Source organism: Sinorhizobium saheli, from assembly GCF_001651875.1.
GTDB classification, from domain to species: domain Bacteria; phylum Pseudomonadota; class Alphaproteobacteria; order Rhizobiales; family Rhizobiaceae; genus Sinorhizobium; species Sinorhizobium saheli.
This window is the reverse complement of the sequence record NZ_LNQB01000083.1, coordinates 252,525-268,714: the sequence shown is the minus strand read 5'-3', so window position 1 is coordinate 268,714 and position 16,190 is coordinate 252,525. Positions and strand designations below refer to the sequence as shown.

14 protein-coding genes are annotated in these 16,190 nt (G+C 62.9%); 5 read left to right on the top strand and 9 right to left on the bottom strand.

Annotated elements, in window-relative coordinates:
• Positions 1-6: 6 nt before the first annotated feature.
• The 4 genes from tssC to ATB98_RS20975 all read right to left on the bottom strand — a co-directional run bounded on the left by tssC (position 7) and on the right by ATB98_RS20975 (position 5,402).
• Positions 7-1,515: a type VI secretion system contractile sheath large subunit gene (gene tssC, locus ATB98_RS20990; RefSeq protein WP_066877019.1), complete on the bottom strand. Its 1,509-nt coding sequence runs from the start codon at positions 1,513-1,515 to the stop codon at positions 7-9.
• Positions 1,516-1,518: 3 nt separating this feature from the next.
• Positions 1,519-2,055 carry a type VI secretion system contractile sheath small subunit gene (gene tssB / locus ATB98_RS20985; protein ID WP_066877017.1) on the bottom strand — a complete coding sequence of 179 codons (537 nt, stop codon included), beginning with the start codon at positions 2,053-2,055 and terminating at the stop codon, positions 1,519-1,521.
• A gap of 3 nt (positions 2,056-2,058) precedes the next feature.
• The gene (locus ATB98_RS20980) at positions 2,059-3,207 is read right to left on the bottom strand and encodes a type VI secretion system protein TssA (protein WP_066877014.1); all 1,149 of its coding nucleotides are present in this window, start codon (positions 3,205-3,207) and stop codon (positions 2,059-2,061) included.
• A 101-nt stretch (positions 3,208-3,308) separates the two neighbouring features.
• The gene (locus tag ATB98_RS20975; protein ID WP_066877012.1) at positions 3,309-5,402 is read right to left on the bottom strand and encodes a serine/threonine protein kinase; all 2,094 of its coding nucleotides are present in this window, start codon (positions 5,400-5,402) and stop codon (positions 3,309-3,311) included.
• 272 nt (positions 5,403-5,674) lie between these two features.
• Between ATB98_RS20975 and tssH the strand changes: the two genes are divergently transcribed.
• Positions 5,675-8,407, top strand: a complete 2,733-nt coding sequence (gene tssH, locus ATB98_RS20970; RefSeq protein ID WP_066877428.1) for a type VI secretion system ATPase TssH — start codon at positions 5,675-5,677, stop codon at positions 8,405-8,407.
• A 29-nt stretch (positions 8,408-8,436) separates the two neighbouring features.
• Here tssH and ATB98_RS20965 read toward each other — a convergent pair whose 3' ends face one another.
• The gene (locus ATB98_RS20965) at positions 8,437-9,180 is read right to left on the bottom strand and encodes an OmpA family protein (RefSeq protein ID WP_066877010.1); all 744 of its coding nucleotides are present in this window, start codon (positions 9,178-9,180) and stop codon (positions 8,437-8,439) included.
• 119 nt (positions 9,181-9,299) lie between these two features.
• Between ATB98_RS20965 and ATB98_RS20960 the strand changes: the two genes are divergently transcribed.
• From ATB98_RS20960 to ATB98_RS20950, 3 genes are read left to right on the top strand one after another with little or no spacing between them, the layout of a single operon-like run.
• Positions 9,300-10,070 carry a PP2C family protein-serine/threonine phosphatase gene (locus tag ATB98_RS20960; protein ID WP_066877008.1) on the top strand — a complete coding sequence of 257 codons (771 nt, stop codon included), beginning with the start codon at positions 9,300-9,302 and terminating at the stop codon, positions 10,068-10,070.
• Positions 10,071-10,105: 35 nt separating this feature from the next.
• Positions 10,106-10,951, top strand: a complete 846-nt coding sequence (locus tag ATB98_RS20955) for a M15 family metallopeptidase (protein WP_066877426.1) — start codon at positions 10,106-10,108, stop codon at positions 10,949-10,951.
• Between the two features lie 32 nt (positions 10,952-10,983).
• Positions 10,984-13,470, top strand: a complete 2,487-nt coding sequence (locus tag ATB98_RS20950; RefSeq protein ID WP_066877006.1) for an ImcF-related family protein — start codon at positions 10,984-10,986, stop codon at positions 13,468-13,470.
• 88 nt (positions 13,471-13,558) lie between these two features.
• Here the strand turns inward: ATB98_RS20950 and ATB98_RS20945 are convergent, their stop codons facing one another.
• The 3 genes from ATB98_RS20945 to ATB98_RS20935 all read right to left on the bottom strand — a co-directional run bounded on the left by ATB98_RS20945 (position 13,559) and on the right by ATB98_RS20935 (position 15,025).
• Positions 13,559-14,164, bottom strand: coding sequence for a general stress protein (locus ATB98_RS20945; protein WP_066877004.1), 606 nt, complete (start codon positions 14,162-14,164; stop codon positions 13,559-13,561).
• A gap of 33 nt (positions 14,165-14,197) precedes the next feature.
• Entirely contained in the window at positions 14,198-14,512 is a 315-nt protein-coding gene (locus tag ATB98_RS20940; protein ID WP_066877002.1) for a PepSY domain-containing protein, read from the bottom strand.
• Positions 14,513-14,638: 126 nt separating this feature from the next.
• Positions 14,639-15,025 carry a low affinity iron permease family protein gene (locus tag ATB98_RS20935; protein ID WP_066877001.1) on the bottom strand — a complete coding sequence of 129 codons (387 nt, stop codon included), beginning with the start codon at positions 15,023-15,025 and terminating at the stop codon, positions 14,639-14,641.
• A 248-nt stretch (positions 15,026-15,273) separates the two neighbouring features.
• On the opposite strand from ATB98_RS20935, the gene ATB98_RS20930 reads away from it, so the two are divergent.
• Positions 15,274-15,567, top strand: a complete 294-nt coding sequence (locus tag ATB98_RS20930; RefSeq protein ID WP_066876999.1) for a DUF6916 family protein — start codon at positions 15,274-15,276, stop codon at positions 15,565-15,567.
• A gap of 77 nt (positions 15,568-15,644) precedes the next feature.
• Here ATB98_RS20930 and ATB98_RS20925 read toward each other — a convergent pair whose 3' ends face one another.
• Positions 15,645-16,124 (bottom strand): GNAT family N-acetyltransferase, encoded by a 480-nt coding sequence (locus ATB98_RS20925; RefSeq protein WP_234781977.1) that lies wholly within the window; start codon positions 16,122-16,124, stop codon positions 15,645-15,647.
• Positions 16,125-16,190 lie beyond the last annotated feature (66 nt).

Sequence of the window (16,190 nt, the reverse complement as noted above, 5' to 3'; positions counted from 1 at the left end):
GTGTATTCACGACTTCATAGACGGCAGTTCCGAAACGAGCCGGAGGGAGGCATTGATGCCCTCCAACTGGTAATGTGGCCTGAGATAGAACCGGGCATTGTACCAGCCCGGCCGGCCCTCCACGCTGTCAACCTGGACTTCGGCGGCCGCAAGCGGCCGCTTCGCGCGGGCCTTTTCATCGGCAAAGGCAGGATTGGCGAGCACGTAGCGGTTGATCCACTCCGTCAGCCAGATCTGCATGTCGGCGCGTTCCTTGAATGAGCCGATCTTGTCCCTGGCGATCGCCTTCAGGTAATGGGCGAAGCGGGAAACCGGGAACAGATAGGGCAGGTTCGCGCTCAACCTTTCATTGGCCTGGGCGTCCGGATCGACCAGCCGGCCCGCTCGCGTCTCATCGTCCTGCAGCGAATGGGCACCGATGAAGGCGGCAATATCGGTGTTCTTGCGATGCAGGATCGGCATCAGCCCGAGCTTGGCGAGCTCGGCCTCGCGCCGATCGTCGATTGCGACCTCGGTCGGGCACTTCATCGCCACCGTGCCGTCGTCGGTCGGGAAGGTGTGGACCGGGAGATTGATGACGGCGCCGCCGTTTTCGACGCCGCGGATCTGCGTGCCCCAGCCGAAGAGCTTGTGGCTGCGGTTTATGTTCACGCCCATCGGGAAGGCCGCGTTCATCCAGACATAGCGGTGATGGTCGCCCTGGACCTCTTCTTCGAAGGCAAACCCCTTCACCGGGACCGTTTCTGCTCCATAAGGCAGTCTCGCGAGCACCCGGGGCATCGTCAGCCCGATATAGCGCGCGTCCTCGCTCTCGCGCAGCGACTGCCATGACGCATAGGCCGGGGACGACACGATCTGTTGCAGGTCCTGCGGGTTCGGCAGTTCCTGCCAGCTCTCCATCCGGAACAGGCGCGGGGAGGCGGCTGCTATGAAGGGCGTATGCGCCGACGCGCAGATGCCCGACATGTTGCGAAGGAGAGCGACATCCTTCGGGTGATTTGAGAACTCGTAGGCGCCGATCAGGCATCCATACGGGTTGCCGCCAAGCATCGAGTATTCGTCGGTGTAGACCTTCTTGAAGATGGGGCTTTGATCCCACATCTGGCCCTCGTAATCCTCAAGCGTATCGGCCAGTTCCTCCTTCGAAATGTTCATGACGCGGATCTTCAGCTTCTGATCCGTCTCCGTGTTGTTGACGAGGTACCACAATCCGCGCCACGTCCCTTCCATCTGCAGCACTTCGGGCGCATGGAGGATCTCATTGACCTGCTCGGTCAGAAGCTTGTCGATGCCGGAGATCAAGGACTTGATCGACTTGATCGCGTTCGACGAGATGACCGCCGATTCCGAGCGCGACCGGGCGGCAAGGGCGAGATTTCGAACGAGGGCCTGAAGCTTCTCGCTGTCATCCTTCTTGACCTTGAAGTCCTTTTCCAAAAGCTCGCTGAATTCGCCGAGGTCGACTCCTTCCGCTTCCGCGACACCGGCAGCGACGGCTTTTTCCTGTTCGGCCATGGCTCAGACCTCCGACTTGCTGCTGTCTTCGATCGCCTGGTCGGCGATCTTTCCCAGGAGGGGCTCATTGTTCAAAAGCTGGGCGATGCGCTTTTCCGCGTCGATGCGGCCGTCCATGAAGCCGAGCAGTTCCTCGAGCTGGCGGCGCATCCTCAGGAGTTCGGCAAGCTGGGGGACTTGTTCCGCAACACGATCCGGCGCGAAATCGGCCATGCTCGTGAAGGTCAGGTCTACCGCGAGCTCTTCATCGCGCTCTTCGCCGGGAGGCTGGGGAAGCGTGTTCTTCACCCGCGCCTTGACGCGTGGGCTGAGGGCTTCCATGAAACGGCCGAACCGGTTTGCGTCCGTCTCGACGAAAGCACGGTCGCGTATCGATTTCCGCGCCTCCGGCGTCTCGGAGGCGCCGGCGAGATCGGCCATCACGCCCATCACGAACGGCAGTTCGATCGTCGTCGGGCTGCCGTATGTTTCCACCTCATAGGCGATCTGGACGCGAGGCGCCCGGTTTCGTTCAATTACCTTCGCCTTAGTTTCGCTCATAGGTCACCTCTCGTCCCGGGATTTCTTGTTTTCTGGCACACCGGCCAAGAGCCGGAACTCTTTCAGGCCGGAGGGCGCCAGATCCTCCATCAGTTCCAGAAAATTCATCGGCACCATGCGTTTGATCCTGCGCGCCAGATGAGGGATAGGGCTCGACGGTTCGGTACGGTCGTAGAAGTCGATCACAAGGTCGATGCATCTCGTCACCTCCTCGCGCGAGGCGAGCCGCGACGGGAAGGCTGCCGCAGGTCCGTTGTAGGTCGCATCCGCGCCGGAGTTCGCTTTCGGGGGCGTCGTGTCGCGAACCATGGGCTCCTCGCTTGCGACCTCCTGCCGCGAGCCCGGTTGCGCCCGCTCGAGCGTCGAAATCACGCGTTGGAGGAACCGGCCCAAATCCGACAGCGTGAAGCGCACATCGCCGCCCATCTGCCGGTTGAGCGATGCTTCGAGGTCCCCCAGTGCCGCCGCCGCCGCACGGGCGTTGGCGATAAGTTCGACCGCTTCCGCCGAGGATTGCTCCGCAAATGCCGCGCAGCCAATTCTCATGCGATCCAACAAGCGGTCATGCTCGCCGACGAGTGACGATTTCTCGGCCTCGCTCAGTCCGGGTGCCGCCTCGGCAAGAGCGGTTCGGGTGTCGACCGATCCGCGCTCCAGATCCCGGCCGGTAAATGGGCCGACACCGTGGGGCGCGAAAAAGGTCATCTTCCGAAGATCGCCCAACAGCCCGTCCTTGTCGTTTTGAAGCTGGAGAAGCGCGTTGGTCCGGCGCAGCGCCGCATCCCGGGGCGTGGAGTCCGGCCGAAGTTCCGGATGCATCGTCTCCCAATGCAAGTCGAAGGTCCGGGCGATCAGGCCGAGCCCCGAGGCGAGGCCGGCAAAACCCTGTTCATTCGCAAGGGCGCGCGTGACGATCACCAGCAGCCGCAGATCCCGCCCGTGCTGGCGCAGCTCCTCCGATTTGCGAAGGACGGTTGTCCAGTCGACAGGCACTTCGGCCCTGGCTACGGGATTGTTCCGCTCGTCTCGGCTGATCTCGATTTGAGGTTGCATGAGGCGTTCCAGTTCATGGAATCGCCCGTCGTTCCGCAAGCTTTCGCCAGAGGGGTTGTTGCCATTCAGCGGACTTAGCCAGAGAGCGGAGTCGAACAACAGATCCCCCCGTAACCAACTAATGTTCTCCTCACGACTGTACTTTTACCACAGTTTTTCAAGCTGTTCTATTTCAACGTCACTGGATGGCGACTGAATTTCTAGTTCCTGGTATCGATCAGCCTCGTAGCGATCGAGAGGACCGAAACACGCCCTGCGGCGATCACCGCACGCAAGTCTTCGGCGAAAGACTTGGTGGACTCGGTTGTAGGCCGAAGCTCGGTGAAAAGCGGTTTATCCGTCTGCAAGACGATGATCAGGCTTCTGCCGAATGTACTGTCGACGGCGAAGGAGAGCTTCGCCGGGTCGACCGCACCTTCGGCCGTCGGATAGGCGACCCGGATGGTGCGCATTCCCTCGGACACCGTTCCGAGGTCGGCAAGCGCATGGTCGGGTCTCTTGATGTTCGGAAGGACGTTGAAGAGATTGCCGGTTACGTCGGCGATCGCGACCCACAGGTAGCCCTCGTCGAGCGCGGCGGGCGCCAGCACGTCGATGACCGGGTTGTCGCCGACCGAATAGATGCCGGACATATTCGGTTCGGACTTGTCCCCGTAGCCGAGCACGATTGTCATCGGACCCTGCCTCGCATCGGGCAGCAGCTCCTGAACGACGCAGAGCTGGCTGTTGAGCACCGTGGCGTCGAAGCGGAGCTCGCGATCCCCGAGATGCGGCGCAAGCGCCTGTCGGACGGCCTCGATGTCCTTGCTCGAGGCGACGTTTCCCCGGATCGCGACCATCGCTCCAAGAGGATAGGACCCCGTCTGCGGAGGCGGAATGACGAGTGGCCCGCAGGTCTCGAGCGGCGCCAGCAGCGAATTCAATTGATCCGGCGACAGATCGCGCGGACCGGCGGCAATTCGTAGGACGGGCTGATAGCCGGCCGCTTTGGCAGCCTCGGCAAATCGGGCGACCGCAGCTTCGCGTCCTTTGACATCGCCCGCAAGTCCGGTCAGGCGAACCGTTCGATCAGCGACTTCCAGCTTCCACTCGTCGAGCGAAGCGGCGAGCGCGAAAAAGGCGGCCATGTCCTCGGCCCATCGTTGAGACGGGGCACCGTCGGCAAGAGTGAGGGTGCCGTCGGGTGGTGCGTGCCCGACCTCTTGGGTGAATTTCGAAAGGATTGCCTCTTGCTGGTCGGCATCAGGAGCAAAGCCGGTGAGCGTGGCGCGCCCTTGTCCGTCCACTCCGGCAACCAGCTTGTAAGGCGTAGCAATCGGCAGCCGTGTCGTCGACAAGTCCTCGAATGCCCCAAACAGCCAAAGCCCGGCGATTGCTGCCAGCGCCCCCAGGGGCAGGATCAGAAGCCATGGTCTCCAGCCGGCCTTTGCGGAGCGCCCCTTCTGCGCCGCGCCGCCGGCACCGGGCTGCAGCAACCGCGCGATTTCCTTGACGACGGCGGCCGCACCCGGCGGCCGGTGGGCAGGCTCGGGCTGGGTCAGATCGTCGATCAACGCCTTGAGCGGTTCCGGAACACCGGAAGTATCGAGCCGGCGTTCCTTGTGGCGTATGACCTCGCCCGGGCTCCTGCCGACGTCCGGGATCTTCCCGCGAAACGTCGCGAGCAGCGATGCTCCGAGGGCATAAAGGTCGGAGCGCGGCTCCGCCTGGCCGTGCAACTGCTCCGGCGCGGCATATTCGTACTTGCCGGCAAAGTCGTTGCCGACGATCGTGCGGGCCCCTGCCGTGCTGTCCTTGGCGATGCCGAAGTCGATAATGACGGCTTCCTCCGGTCTGCCGTCACGCAGGATGATGTTGTCGGGGGAAAGGTCGCGATGGACGATCTTGCGCTCATGCGTCGCGACAAGGCCCTCGGCCACCCTGTGCGCCACCACCAGCAGATCACGTGGAGAAGCCCCGCCGCGCTCGAGCCATTCGCTGAGCGGCGTGCCTGCTATGTAGTCCATCACCAGATAGACGTGGCCGTCGCCGGTCTGGCTGCAGTCGGTGTAGCGGACGACCGCGTCATGCGAGATGCTGCGCACCTCTTCCTCGCGCTTCATCAGCTCGAGATAGCTGGCATTGGCCGACAGCTCGCGCTTCAGGGCCTTGATCGCCACCACGCGGCCGGTGATGCGGTTGCTTGCCCGATAGACCTCGCCCGTTCCGCCGCGGCCCAGGACGCCCTCAATCTCGTAGGTGTTGTTGAGCACCTGGCCTTTGCGAAAGATGTCCCCGGGCAGTGGATCGAGCATATGGCGTCTCCAAACGCACCCAATGGAAACCAGCTACCACAATATTCACCAAGAACGCGCCGCCTGATTATTTGTCAAGAATACTATAATGTGGCACGCTGTGACTAGCGAGACTAGTGATGTAAGATTACAGCGCCGCGCCTCTTAGCAGACCCGCAAAGTCGCCGTAGCACTTTGAAATGCTGCATGTCCTTGTCCTCAAATTGAGGTCGATTGAAGGAGACGAGCAGCAGAGGCGCCTATTCCAAAAGACCGGCAGGAGCCCGACCGACATGCAGCAGAACATGTCTTCTCCAAGCTTCAAGCGCAAGGAACTTGTCGGCAAGCTCAACCCGATATGCCTACGCGCCTTCAAGGCGGCCGCGGACGCGGCCAAGCTACGCGGCAATCCTTATGTCGAACTCGTCCACTGGATCGAACAACTGACGCTTGTCGACCGTGCCGACTTTCAGTCGATCCTCCGGGACGCCGGCGTCGACCTCGGCCGTCTTGCGGCCGACATGGCGAGAGCGATAGACAAGCTGCCCTATGGCGCGACCTCCATCGAGGAATTTTCCGATCACATCTTCCACGCGATCCAGGAGGCCTGGAGCCTGGCGAGCCTGCAATTCGGATCCGAAGAGGTGCGTGGCGCCTATGTGCTCATAGCCTGCAGGAAGGTGCCAGTGCTCGACGGGCTCCTTTCGAAGATCAGCGCTGAATTCGATCGGATCGATGCGGATTCTGTCGTCGCTCGGCTCGACGACGTGCTCGCTGGCTCGCTTGAAAGCGCCCGCAAGGAGGAGACGCCGGAGCCATCCAGGAAAAGACGCCCGGCAGGCGCCGACTCTGCGTTGGCGAAATATGCCGTGGATCTCACGCGACGTGCACGCGACGGAAAAATCGACCCGGTCCTGGGCCGTGATCCGGAAATACGCCAGATCGTCGACATCCTCATGCGCCGGCGACAGAGCAATCCGATCCTGACCGGCGAAGCCGGCGTGGGCAAAACCGCGGTGGTCGAAGGCTTCGCTCTGCGCCTTGCAGCGGACGATGTGCCGCCGCCGCTGAAGGGCGTGTCGCTGCAAATGCTCGACATCGGCCTGATGCAGGCGGGGGCGAGCGTCAAGGGCGAGTTCGAACGGCGGCTGAAGACCGTTATCGATGAGGTCCAGGCATCGGAAACGCCCATCATCCTCTTCATCGACGAAGCGCACACGCTGATCGGGGCTGGCGGTGCGGCGGGCACGGGTGACGCCGCAAACCTCTTGAAGCCCGCATTGGCGCGCGGCGAGCTTCGCACGGTCGCCGCAACAACCTGGGCCGAGTACAAGCAATACATTGAAAAAGACCCCGCGTTGACGCGACGTTTCCAGGTGGTCAAAGTCGAAGAGCCGGATGAAGGGGGCGCCGTCTTGATGCTGCGCGGCGTCGCTGGTGTGCTGGAGAAGCATCATCAGGTTCAGATTCTCGACGAGGCGATCGAGACGGCCGTCAGCCTTTCACATCGCTATATCCCCGCCCGCCAGTTGCCCGACAAGGCGGTCAGTCTCCTCGATACCGCCTGCGCTCGCGTGGCTGTATCGCAGCACGCCACACCGGCGGAGGTGGAAGACCTTCTGCGGCGCAAGCAGTCTCTTGAGATCGAAGAGGGGATCATCGCGCGCGAGCGCGCGATCGGCATCGACACTCAGGACCGCCAGGCCAAGGTTGCGGCCGCTCTCGCCGAAACCGAAACCGCCCTGCTCGCAGCAGAGGCTCGCTGGGAAAAAGAACAGTCGATGGTCTCGGAAATCCTCGACCTCAGGGCGCGGCTGCGCGGGAAGGGCGTCGAGCTCGACCATGCATTGGCCGACGACGCGGCAGGCGAAAACGTCGCGGAAAACGTCCCCGTGGATCAGCCGTCGCGGGCAAGCAGCGATGAAGGGGTTGCGGACCGGGACGCGGATCTCGTGCGGCTCAAGACGCTGATGGCGGAACTTGCGGAGTTGCAGGGTGAAACGCCGCTGATCCTGCTTTCCGTCGACAGGAATGCCGTGGCCTCGGTGGTGCAGGACTGGACGGGCATACCGGTCGGCCGGATGCTGACCAGCCAGACTGAAAAGGCGCTGCAGCTCGCGGGCGTCCTGGCAGCGCGTGTCGTCGGGCAGGATCTGGCAATGGAGGCGATCGCCCGGCGCGTGCAGACAAGCCGGGCCGGACTGAGCTCTCCCGAAAAGCCCGTCGGCGTTTTTCTGCTCTGCGGCCCTTCCGGCGTCGGCAAGACGGAAACGGCCCTGGCCCTCGCCGAGGCGCTCTACGGCGGCGAACAGAATCTGATCACCATCAACATGTCGGAGTTTCAGGAGGCGCACACGGTCTCAACGCTCAAAGGCGCGCCTCCCGGCTATGTCGGCTATGGCAAGGGGGGCGTTCTGACGGAAGCCGTCAGGCGGCGACCCTATTCGGTCATTCTTCTCGATGAGGTCGAGAAGGCGCATCCGGACGTGCACGAGATTTTTTTCCAGGTTTTCGACAAGGGCATGATGGACGACAGCGAGGGTCGGCGGATCGACTTCCGCAACACCCTCATCCTGCTGACGTCGAACGTCGGCTCGGAGGCCATCATGAAGCTCACCGACGGCGGCCGGATGCGGCCGCCGCCTGAAGAGCTCGACGCCGTACTGAGACCGCAACTCTTGAAGGTGTTCCCGCCGGCATTCCTCGGCCGGGTTATCGTCGTGCCCTATTATCCGCTTTCAGACGCGATGATCGAAGCAATCACGCGACATCACCTCGGCAAGATCGCACGCCGGCTGCGCGACAGCCACGACGCCGAGCTCGTCATCGAAGACGGCGTCCTGCAATTGGTCAAGGCGCGTTGCACCGAGGTTGAATCGGGAGGTCGCATGATCGACGCGATCCTGACCAACACGCTTCTGCCGGCCTTGAGCAAAGGCATTCTGAATTCCGCGCTCGAAGGCAAGCGCCTGACCAAGGTCACTGTCGGCGCATCTGCGGAAGGCTTCACCTACGCCTTCGAATAGCGATGGCTATTATTATTGAGCCGGCACCCTTAGCTAACGGCCTGGAACTCGACGCGCCTGTTTTCGTCAGCCTTCGGGTTTTTGGCGTTGAGAAGAAACTGTTCGCCCACGCCGACTGCCTCCAGGCGTTCGAGGGGGACCTGGCATTCGTCCGTGAAAAACCGCGCAACTTCCTTCGCGCGCAGCATAGACAGCTGCTGATTGTAGGCCGCACCTCCGACGGCATCGGTGTGCCCTATGACGCGAACGAGCTTGATGTCCATCTCCTTCATGATCCTGCAGAGCTGGCGCAGCGCCGGCTTCTGGTCCATGGCGATGGCGGCGGAATCGAAGGCAAAGGTCACGCGCACATTGATCTGGTCGGAAGGCGGCAGTTTCCAATAGGTCTGCGGATCGGCGGTCGTCTCGGCCGAAGCTGCCGATGAAGGCGACTCCTCCTTTGCTGCCGTTGCCGGAGGCTGAGCCACTTCGCTCTCATCGGGAGCGGACTGGATGTTTTGGGTCGCCGTGGCAGGAGGGGACGGCGGAGCGGCTGTTGCTTCCCCATGCGCATCGATTGCCAGCGGCGTGACGGCATTGGGTCCGGGATTGGTAAGAACCAGGCCGCGCGTGGCGCCGAGTTTTGAATTCCCTGCCGCCTTGAACAACTGGATTTGGCGCTGAAAGCGTTCTTTCAACGTAGAATCGGTGAGTTCCTGAGCCGCCAAGTCACTTTGTGAGACGAAGAATAGAGCAAGAAACACCGTTAGATTCGCTGCCGGCGGGCGCATCATCTTAAGGCTCCCTTTGGCGAGGAGGTTTCGCCTTCTACAAAATTACTATAGGATAACTTGGGGGGCAACTCTTGAGGTAGCGGCTTCGCGATGGAGCGAACGAGAGGGTTCATCTGCTCATGACCCAGGATTCGCGCGACGGTTCATCGACGCGTGTGCCAAACCGGCAGGGCAGGCCGGAAGGGGCGGGGCTGAGCCACACGGGTCAGGTGCGCGACAGCAATGAGGACGCAATTCTCACCGATCCCTCGGGCGCGCTTTGGGCGGTAGCCGACGGGATGGGCGGATACGGCCATGGCGATGTCGCTGCCGACATGGTCATCGAGCAGCTGACATTGCTCCCGCACGCGCCGATCTCGTCCGCTCATCTCGTTGGAGCACTCCAGGCAGCGAATTCCGCGATACGGCGATGGGCGGCGTCAGCCAATGTCGAGCAGATGGGCGCAACAGCGGTGGCGGCACTCGTCGACGGCCAGGCAGCGACAATCGCGTGGGTGGGAGACAGCCGCGCCTATCGCTTGCGGGGAGGGGAGCTCTCACGCCTTACACGCGATCATTCGGTGGTGCAGGAACTCATCGATGCCGGACGCCTCACGGCAGCCGCAGTATGGCAGCACCCGCAAGCTCACGTTGTAACGCGGGCAATCGGAGCGGGCGACCGCCTGGATGTGGAAACGACCGAGGTCGCGCTGGAGCCCGGGGACGTCTTGATCCTTTGTTCCGACGGTTTGACCGACTGCGTTGCGGAGGGGGAGATCACCTCATGCGTGAAAGCGGCGTCAACGCCTGAGGCCGCCTGCCGTCGGCTGATCGCCGCCGCGCTCGATCACGGTGCTCCGGACAACGTCTCCGTTGTCGTGGTTCGCATTGACGGAGCTGCAGCGCCTTGAGGCCACTGAACCCGATTGCAGCCGTCGTCATCGGCATGAGCATCGTCCTTGCGGCGGCGACCTTTGCTTTCGTCGCTGATCTTCTCCGCAACACGGAGCCGGACCCGAACGCGGCAAAGATCGACCGCCTGACTGAACGGCTTGCCCGGCAGGACGGAGAAATTCAGGCGCTGCGCGCCGAACTGAGCGCACTCAAGAGAGAGCTTTCGGAACTGGCGGCCGCCCCTCGCCCTGAACCCGCTCCGCCATCGCCGCCGGTGCCGCCACCGGAAGAGCCGCCGAGCGAGCAGTCGTTCTCTCTGGATCAGTTCGGCGGCATGGCGCCGCCACAGGAAACTGAAGGCCTGACGGAACCCATGCAACTGGCAAAGAAGCGCTTCAATGACGGCATTATCCGTCCGAAGCCTGGGGTGCTGCGCGAAATCCTGGGCGAGCCGCGAACCGCTTATTCCACGGCCTGCCAGCCGGTGACCAATCCGAAACTGGTCAAAACGCTGGCGACGCGCAATTTTGGCAACTTCCGACTGACGATGATCCGGCCCGCACTCGACTCCTTGGGCCAGGTATTGGCGCGCCTGAAAAAGGAGGAGCCGGACATCTATGCCGCGATCGGAACGGCCGGGGCGCTTTGCGCACGTTATGTGCGCGGTTCTGCCAAATCCGTCTCCTCGCACGCCTGGGGGGCGGCCGTCGACCTGACCCTCAAGAGGAACCTCGACAGGATGGGAGATGGCAGCACGCAGTTCGGCCTCGTCGTGCTTGCAGAGTTCTTCAATGACGCCGGCTGGTACTGGGGCGCAGGGTACAGCCGCGAAGATTCCATGCATTTCGAAGTCGGCGAAGCGCTGCTTCGCAAATGGGCCGCAGAGGGCAAGCTGTGAAGGACCACGCCCGATCGCCCGGTCAGGATGGAATGCGGGCGGACGTGCTCCCTGCATTGGCGCAGCCGCTGCTTGCGCTCGCAAAGCGCGCCGAAAGCGAGAAGCGGCCGGACGCGAATGAGTTGGCCGCGACCGCGCGCACGCTCGTCGCAGCCTTCGAGATCGAAGCGCGCCGCGAGAACGTTCCGACGGACTGGCTTCTCGACGCACGCGACGCGCTCGTCATTTTGCTCGATGCCCGTGCGCGCAACAATCCGGCGCTGCCCGTGCGACAATGGGAGCGTGCTTTTGCGGCCGCGCTGCCGATCAGCCGGGAGCTTGGGTCGAGACGTCTCGCGGAACGGGCGGCGGAGGCGGCCCGCGGCGGTCCGTCACGGCGCGATCTCGCCCGCTTCCTCGGTCACTGCAACGAAGCGGTTCAAGTCGCTCATTCGGCGGGTGAGCAGCATAGGATGCGAGCGGATCGCGGCCTGGTGTTTCTAGGCGTCGCGTGCTTCTTCGCGATATTGGCGGGCTGGGCGGCATGGGCCGAATGGCGGTTCCGCGAGCAGTTGTTGGCGCAACTGCCAGACGTGGAACGGGTTGTCGAAGCGGGCATGGCTGCAACCCCGGCCGCGCGCGCGGACCAGCTCGACGCCTTTGCCGCGGCGGTACGGCTTGTGGAGCAGGGTGCGTCGAACTCACCGCTCGGCATTATTCGTCATGTCGAGAGCGTCGATCCCGGCCGGACCGCGCGCCGCCGCTACAGCGAGGCGGCGAATGCACTTGTTGCAGCACCTCTCGCCGAGGCACTCGCGGTGGCGCTTGCCACGGAAGGCGAGGCGAACGCGCTTTACGATTCCCTGCGGGCATGGTCGATACTGAAGGGCACATCGGATTGGCAGCCGCGTTTCCTGGCCGGCTGGGTCGCCGACCGGGCGCAGACCTTTCCGGAACTCGCTTATCTCGCCCCGCACGTCGCGGCTATGTCCAGGGCGCTGCCCGCCATTCCATCTCCGGATCCCGAGACGATCGCCCAGGCACGGCAGTTCGCTTCCGAAGGCCCGGCGAGCGAGCGCGCCTTGCTGGAGCTCGCCCGAGCCGAGGATACGGCGGAGCTCCCGGGATGGTCCCTCGACAAGGCGATCCCTGGCCTTGACTCGATTCTGATCCACAGTTCGGGCCTGGCGATAGAACGTGCGATATCGGGCCTGTATACGGAGGCTGGATGGAATTATGCGCGTTCCGGCGGCGCAAGGCAGGCGATCCAGCGGGCGAGCACGGAGGCTGCAGCGCTTCTCGCGGCCAAGGACACGACGACGACCGAGGCCGTCATGGATCTCCTTCAAAAACGCACTTTGGCGGAATGGTCGCAGTATCTCGGTGACCTTCGCGTCCGGCCGTTCTCCGACCAACCCACCGCCGTGGTCATCAGCGGTGCGCTAAGCGCCAGAAATTCACCGCTTTCGGCGCTGATCCGGGAGGCCTGGCGCCAGTCGGGGGGCACCGACCGCAGCCGAAGCCACGCCAACCAGCTCCGCGTCGCGGCCGCATTGGGACCGGCCATACAGTTTGTCGAACAGGGGCGGATGTCGGACATCTCTCAGCTCTTCGTGTCGTTGAACGTGGCGCTTTCCGTTCTCGATGCAGATGCCGAACTTGGAAAGAAATCGCTGATGGATGCCCAGGAGCGCGCCAATTCGATCGTGGCATTGCAGCAAGCCCCCCTTCTGGTGGTGCAGATAGTCGAGGATGTGATTGCCCAGACGGCCGCGCCAAGGGAGCCTGAGGCTACGGCGGAGCCTGCGCCGCAGGAGAGGGCCCAGGAGAGGGACCAGGAGAAAGCGCAAGAAAGGCCACAGGGGAAGCAGAAGACGCCATGGGGTTCCGAGATCGCGACCGCCTGCCAGGCGGCCGTGAGCGGCCGGTACCCTTTCTTCGATGGCCCCGACGCGGATATGCACGCGGTGGCACGGATCTTCGCGCCGGACGGCCCTGTGGCGAGCTATTATCGTGCGCAACTGACGCCGTTGATGGACACGTCGACAACCCCGTGGCGCTGGAAGCCGGAAGCGCGCCTTTCCGGCTACACACCGGAAAGCGCGGTCTTTTTCCAAAGGGCGCTTGCCGTGGGCGAGGCCTTCTTTGAAAAGGGGGCGAAGCCCGACGTAGCGGTCACGCTGGAGGCGCTCGCTCAAAGAGGAGCGGCTACCATTTCGATCGGCGGTGCTCATGCTCCGGTCGTCACGTCCGGCGACGCCGTGAGGTTGAACTGGCCGGGGCCCGCACCCGCGCGAGGCTTCGAGATTTCCTTCGACAACGGCACGGCGATCGAGAAGAAGAGCGCACCCGGCCCATGGGGCTTTCTGCGGTTCCTGGACGGGGCACGCTTGCGGCCACGCGAGGGCGGCCGCCGCTTTCTGGTTGACGTGCGCGGGAAGGGCGCTCGCGCCTATCTTCAAATGTCCTTCGCCAAAGCCGCGAATCCGGTTGCGGCGCGTGCACTTCTGCGGGGTTTGAGCTGTCCGCTCGCTCTGTGAACGATAGCACGTGAGGAAGCGGCTCCCCGACGTCGGGAAGCCGCCTTCGTCGCGCCTGTCGGCGGGATGCGGAAACCGATTTCGACCGCTACGGCATCATGGCGCGGTAACGCTCGCGCTCGCGTTGGACCTGATCCAGCGTGTACGGATCCGCATTTTCGTCAAATCGCGACCAGCCTTCCTGGGCATAGATGCTCTTGCGGCCGGAAAGATCGACTCGGTTTCGTTGTTGCAGGATCGCTTCGGCCTTGAGCGCAAGGCTGTCGTCCACCCTTGCCGTCACCAGGGTGCCTCCGCGGCGGATGCCCTCGGCATAGACATGGGCGTCTTCTTCATCGACACCCGAGTCCGTCAGCGCGCCGATGATCCCTCCCGCTGCGCCGCCGGCGACTGCACCAGCCGCCGCGCCGGCGGCGGTGGAAGCGAGCCAGCCTGCGGCGACGACGGGTCCCACTCCGGGAATGGCCATGAGGCCCAGTCCCGTAAGAAGCCCGATTACGCCACCTCCGGCGGCCCCGAGGCCAGCGCCCGTACCGGCACCTTCGGCTGCGTCGGAGCCGTCGTTCGAGTACCGATTACCCGAATTGTTCGCGACGATGCTGATGTCCTCGGAAGGCACTCCCGCCGCTTCGAGATCGCTCACAGCATCTCGGGCGGCCTCATAGTCATCGAAGAGACCTGTCACGGTTCTCATATTCATTCTCCCTTTGGTTTGGAGGGCGCAGACTTATTGCGCTGTCACATTGCCCTGGTAGTCGAGTGCGACGGAAACGGACTTGCCGTCCTTCATTGCGGTTGCCTGCCATACGCCCTTGTCATCGAGCTTCAGCCCTTTGACGTCTGTGTATCCGGCTTCCTCGATCCGTTCCTTGGCTTGGGCTTCGGTAAAGCTGTTTGCCCCGGCAACGGGGGCCGCGGGATTCTGCGAGTCCGGCGTTGCTACCGCAGGAGTGTCTCCCTCCGCGGAGGGCGTCGTTTGCGCAAACGATGCCGTAGCCACAGCGCTGATCAGCGCTGCTGCGGCAATTGTCAGATTTTTCATATGGTTACCTCTTGCGGGGACCGGGATTGACCCCCGCCTAGTAACCCATCCGGCGCGATTTGGTTCCGCACAGTTTCTGCGGAAATACAGGCCTGAATTATCAATTCCAGGGATCGAAGCGACCCATCAAATCGGTTTTGTGCCCGCGCGAGGCCTCAGGATCGTGTTCTCGCGATCGCACGCATCTTGATTTTCGGCTTCCTGTTCGAGCTGCTTGACGGCGGCCGCGATGTGCTCCGGCTGCTCGTGCTCCAGGCCGACCACCTCGTTTCGGGTTTCACGCATCGACACGATGATTTCGTCGAGCTTGGCGTGGATCGCCGCCGTGTCGCGATAGCCTTGGATCAGAACGACGCTGGTGATCACGATCGCCGCGACCGAGAGAGCGTAGGTGATCACATTTGTCAGCCCGAACGGCACCAGGGCGGTACAGCCCACCATCGCCATGATCACGAAGTAGAAGCCCGGGGGGCGCGAAAGAAAATCGGCCATTCGAAAAAGAAAGTGGTTCACTGTAAGTTCTCCGCAGTTCGGCGCTCCATTAACGCGCAATCGCCGATCTGGTTCGGATTGGGGTATTTGTCTGGCGGGCACGGGGCGCGCAAAAGCCCTGCCTTCTGGCGCACTCCGCTTTTTCCGCGGTTAACGATGTTGCAACCGTCCCGGTGAAAGTTTTTTGGAAGCACACTTTACGCGAGTGCGGAAAACTGATGACCTGTCATCGGCAGGGCATCTGTCCAAAGTGGCTGTGGAGGTTGCGCATGGATGTGGTGAGCTTGGATCGCTTTGCGCCGTGTGTGGGAGAGGGATTTGACCTCGACATGGGTACGGGGTCGCTGGCGCTGACCTTGGCCGAGGCGAGCCCCTTGCCGGCGCACAACCTCTCAAGGGCAAGGCGCAGCCCCTTTTCCCTGTTGTTCCGCAGCGGTTCGCCCATCGTGCTGCCCCAGCGGATATACCGGCTGAAACATGCCAGGCTCGGATCGATCGAGGTGTTTCTCGTGCCGGTCGCTCGCGACAGGAGCGGCATCCTCTATCAGGCGATCTACAATTGATCCGCACGCCGGCCTGAACCCTACACCGGCGCGCGTCCTATCGGACGCGGAGATGGCTGAAGCGCTTTGAGATTGGTTCAAGGTGACACGCAGCGGACGCCCCAGCGCATGCGAAAGTGCGTCTCGCTTTCCCCGTCCTCAACGAAACCCAGGCGCCGATAAAGGCGCAGCGCCCCGGAATTGTCGCGAGCGACATGGAGGGAGATGCCGGATGCGCGCGTCTCGCTTGCTTGCGACTGCAGCCTCGTCAGAAGCGCTGTGGCAATGCCCCGGTTTCTGAAGGATGGCAGCAGGCCGATGTCGAGAATGTGCCAAGCGTCGATGCTTCGATCGACATAGAGGCGGCCGGCCGGCGCCGCGCCTTTCTGGATCAGGAGAAAATCAGCCCTGGGGAAGGCGGCGACATAGTGGCGGTGCTGGAGATCGAACTGGCTGTCCAGGAAGTCCTGCCGTTCCTCGGGAGACCAGGAAATGGCCGCTACTTCATCGAACCTGAGCGCACGATAAAGCTCTTTCAGGAAAGGGATGTCGTCAGAAGAGGCGGGGCGCACCGCCATTTGCGCCAAGGCTTCTTTCCCCCATTCGCTGGCCGGAAAATCCGGGAGAGCGGAGCCCCTGCCCAT

What these genes read in the sequence shown, in the direction of transcription:
- ATB98_RS20955 (WP_066877426.1), top strand. Translation starts at nt 10,106, where the DNA reads ATGAGCATCGTCCTTGCGGCGGCGACCTTTGCTTTCGTCGCTGATCTT.
- ATB98_RS20960 (WP_066877008.1), top strand. Translation starts at nt 9,300, where the DNA reads ATGACCCAGGATTCGCGCGACGGTTCATCGACGCGTGTGCCAAACCGG.
- ATB98_RS20965 (WP_066877010.1), bottom strand. Translation starts at nt 9,180, where the DNA reads ATGATGCGCCCGCCGGCAGCGAATCTAACGGTGTTTCTTGCTCTATTC.
- tssH (WP_066877428.1), top strand. Translation starts at nt 5,675, where the DNA reads ATGCAGCAGAACATGTCTTCTCCAAGCTTCAAGCGCAAGGAACTTGTC.
- ATB98_RS20950 (WP_066877006.1), top strand. Translation starts at nt 10,984, where the DNA reads ATGCGGGCGGACGTGCTCCCTGCATTGGCGCAGCCGCTGCTTGCGCTC.
- ATB98_RS20930 (WP_066876999.1), top strand. Translation starts at nt 15,274, where the DNA reads ATGGATGTGGTGAGCTTGGATCGCTTTGCGCCGTGTGTGGGAGAGGGA.
- ATB98_RS20945 (WP_066877004.1), bottom strand. Translation starts at nt 14,164, where the DNA reads ATGAGAACCGTGACAGGTCTCTTCGATGACTATGAGGCCGCCCGAGAT.
- ATB98_RS20975 (WP_066877012.1), bottom strand. Translation starts at nt 5,402, where the DNA reads ATGCTCGATCCACTGCCCGGGGACATCTTTCGCAAAGGCCAGGTGCTC.
- ATB98_RS20925 (WP_234781977.1), bottom strand. Translation starts at nt 16,124, where the DNA reads ATGGCGGTGCGCCCCGCCTCTTCTGACGACATCCCTTTCCTGAAAGAG.
- ATB98_RS20940 (WP_066877002.1), bottom strand. Translation starts at nt 14,512, where the DNA reads ATGAAAAATCTGACAATTGCCGCAGCAGCGCTGATCAGCGCTGTGGCT.
- tssC (WP_066877019.1), bottom strand. Translation starts at nt 1,515, where the DNA reads ATGGCCGAACAGGAAAAAGCCGTCGCTGCCGGTGTCGCGGAAGCGGAA.
- tssB (WP_066877017.1), bottom strand. Translation starts at nt 2,055, where the DNA reads ATGAGCGAAACTAAGGCGAAGGTAATTGAACGAAACCGGGCGCCTCGC.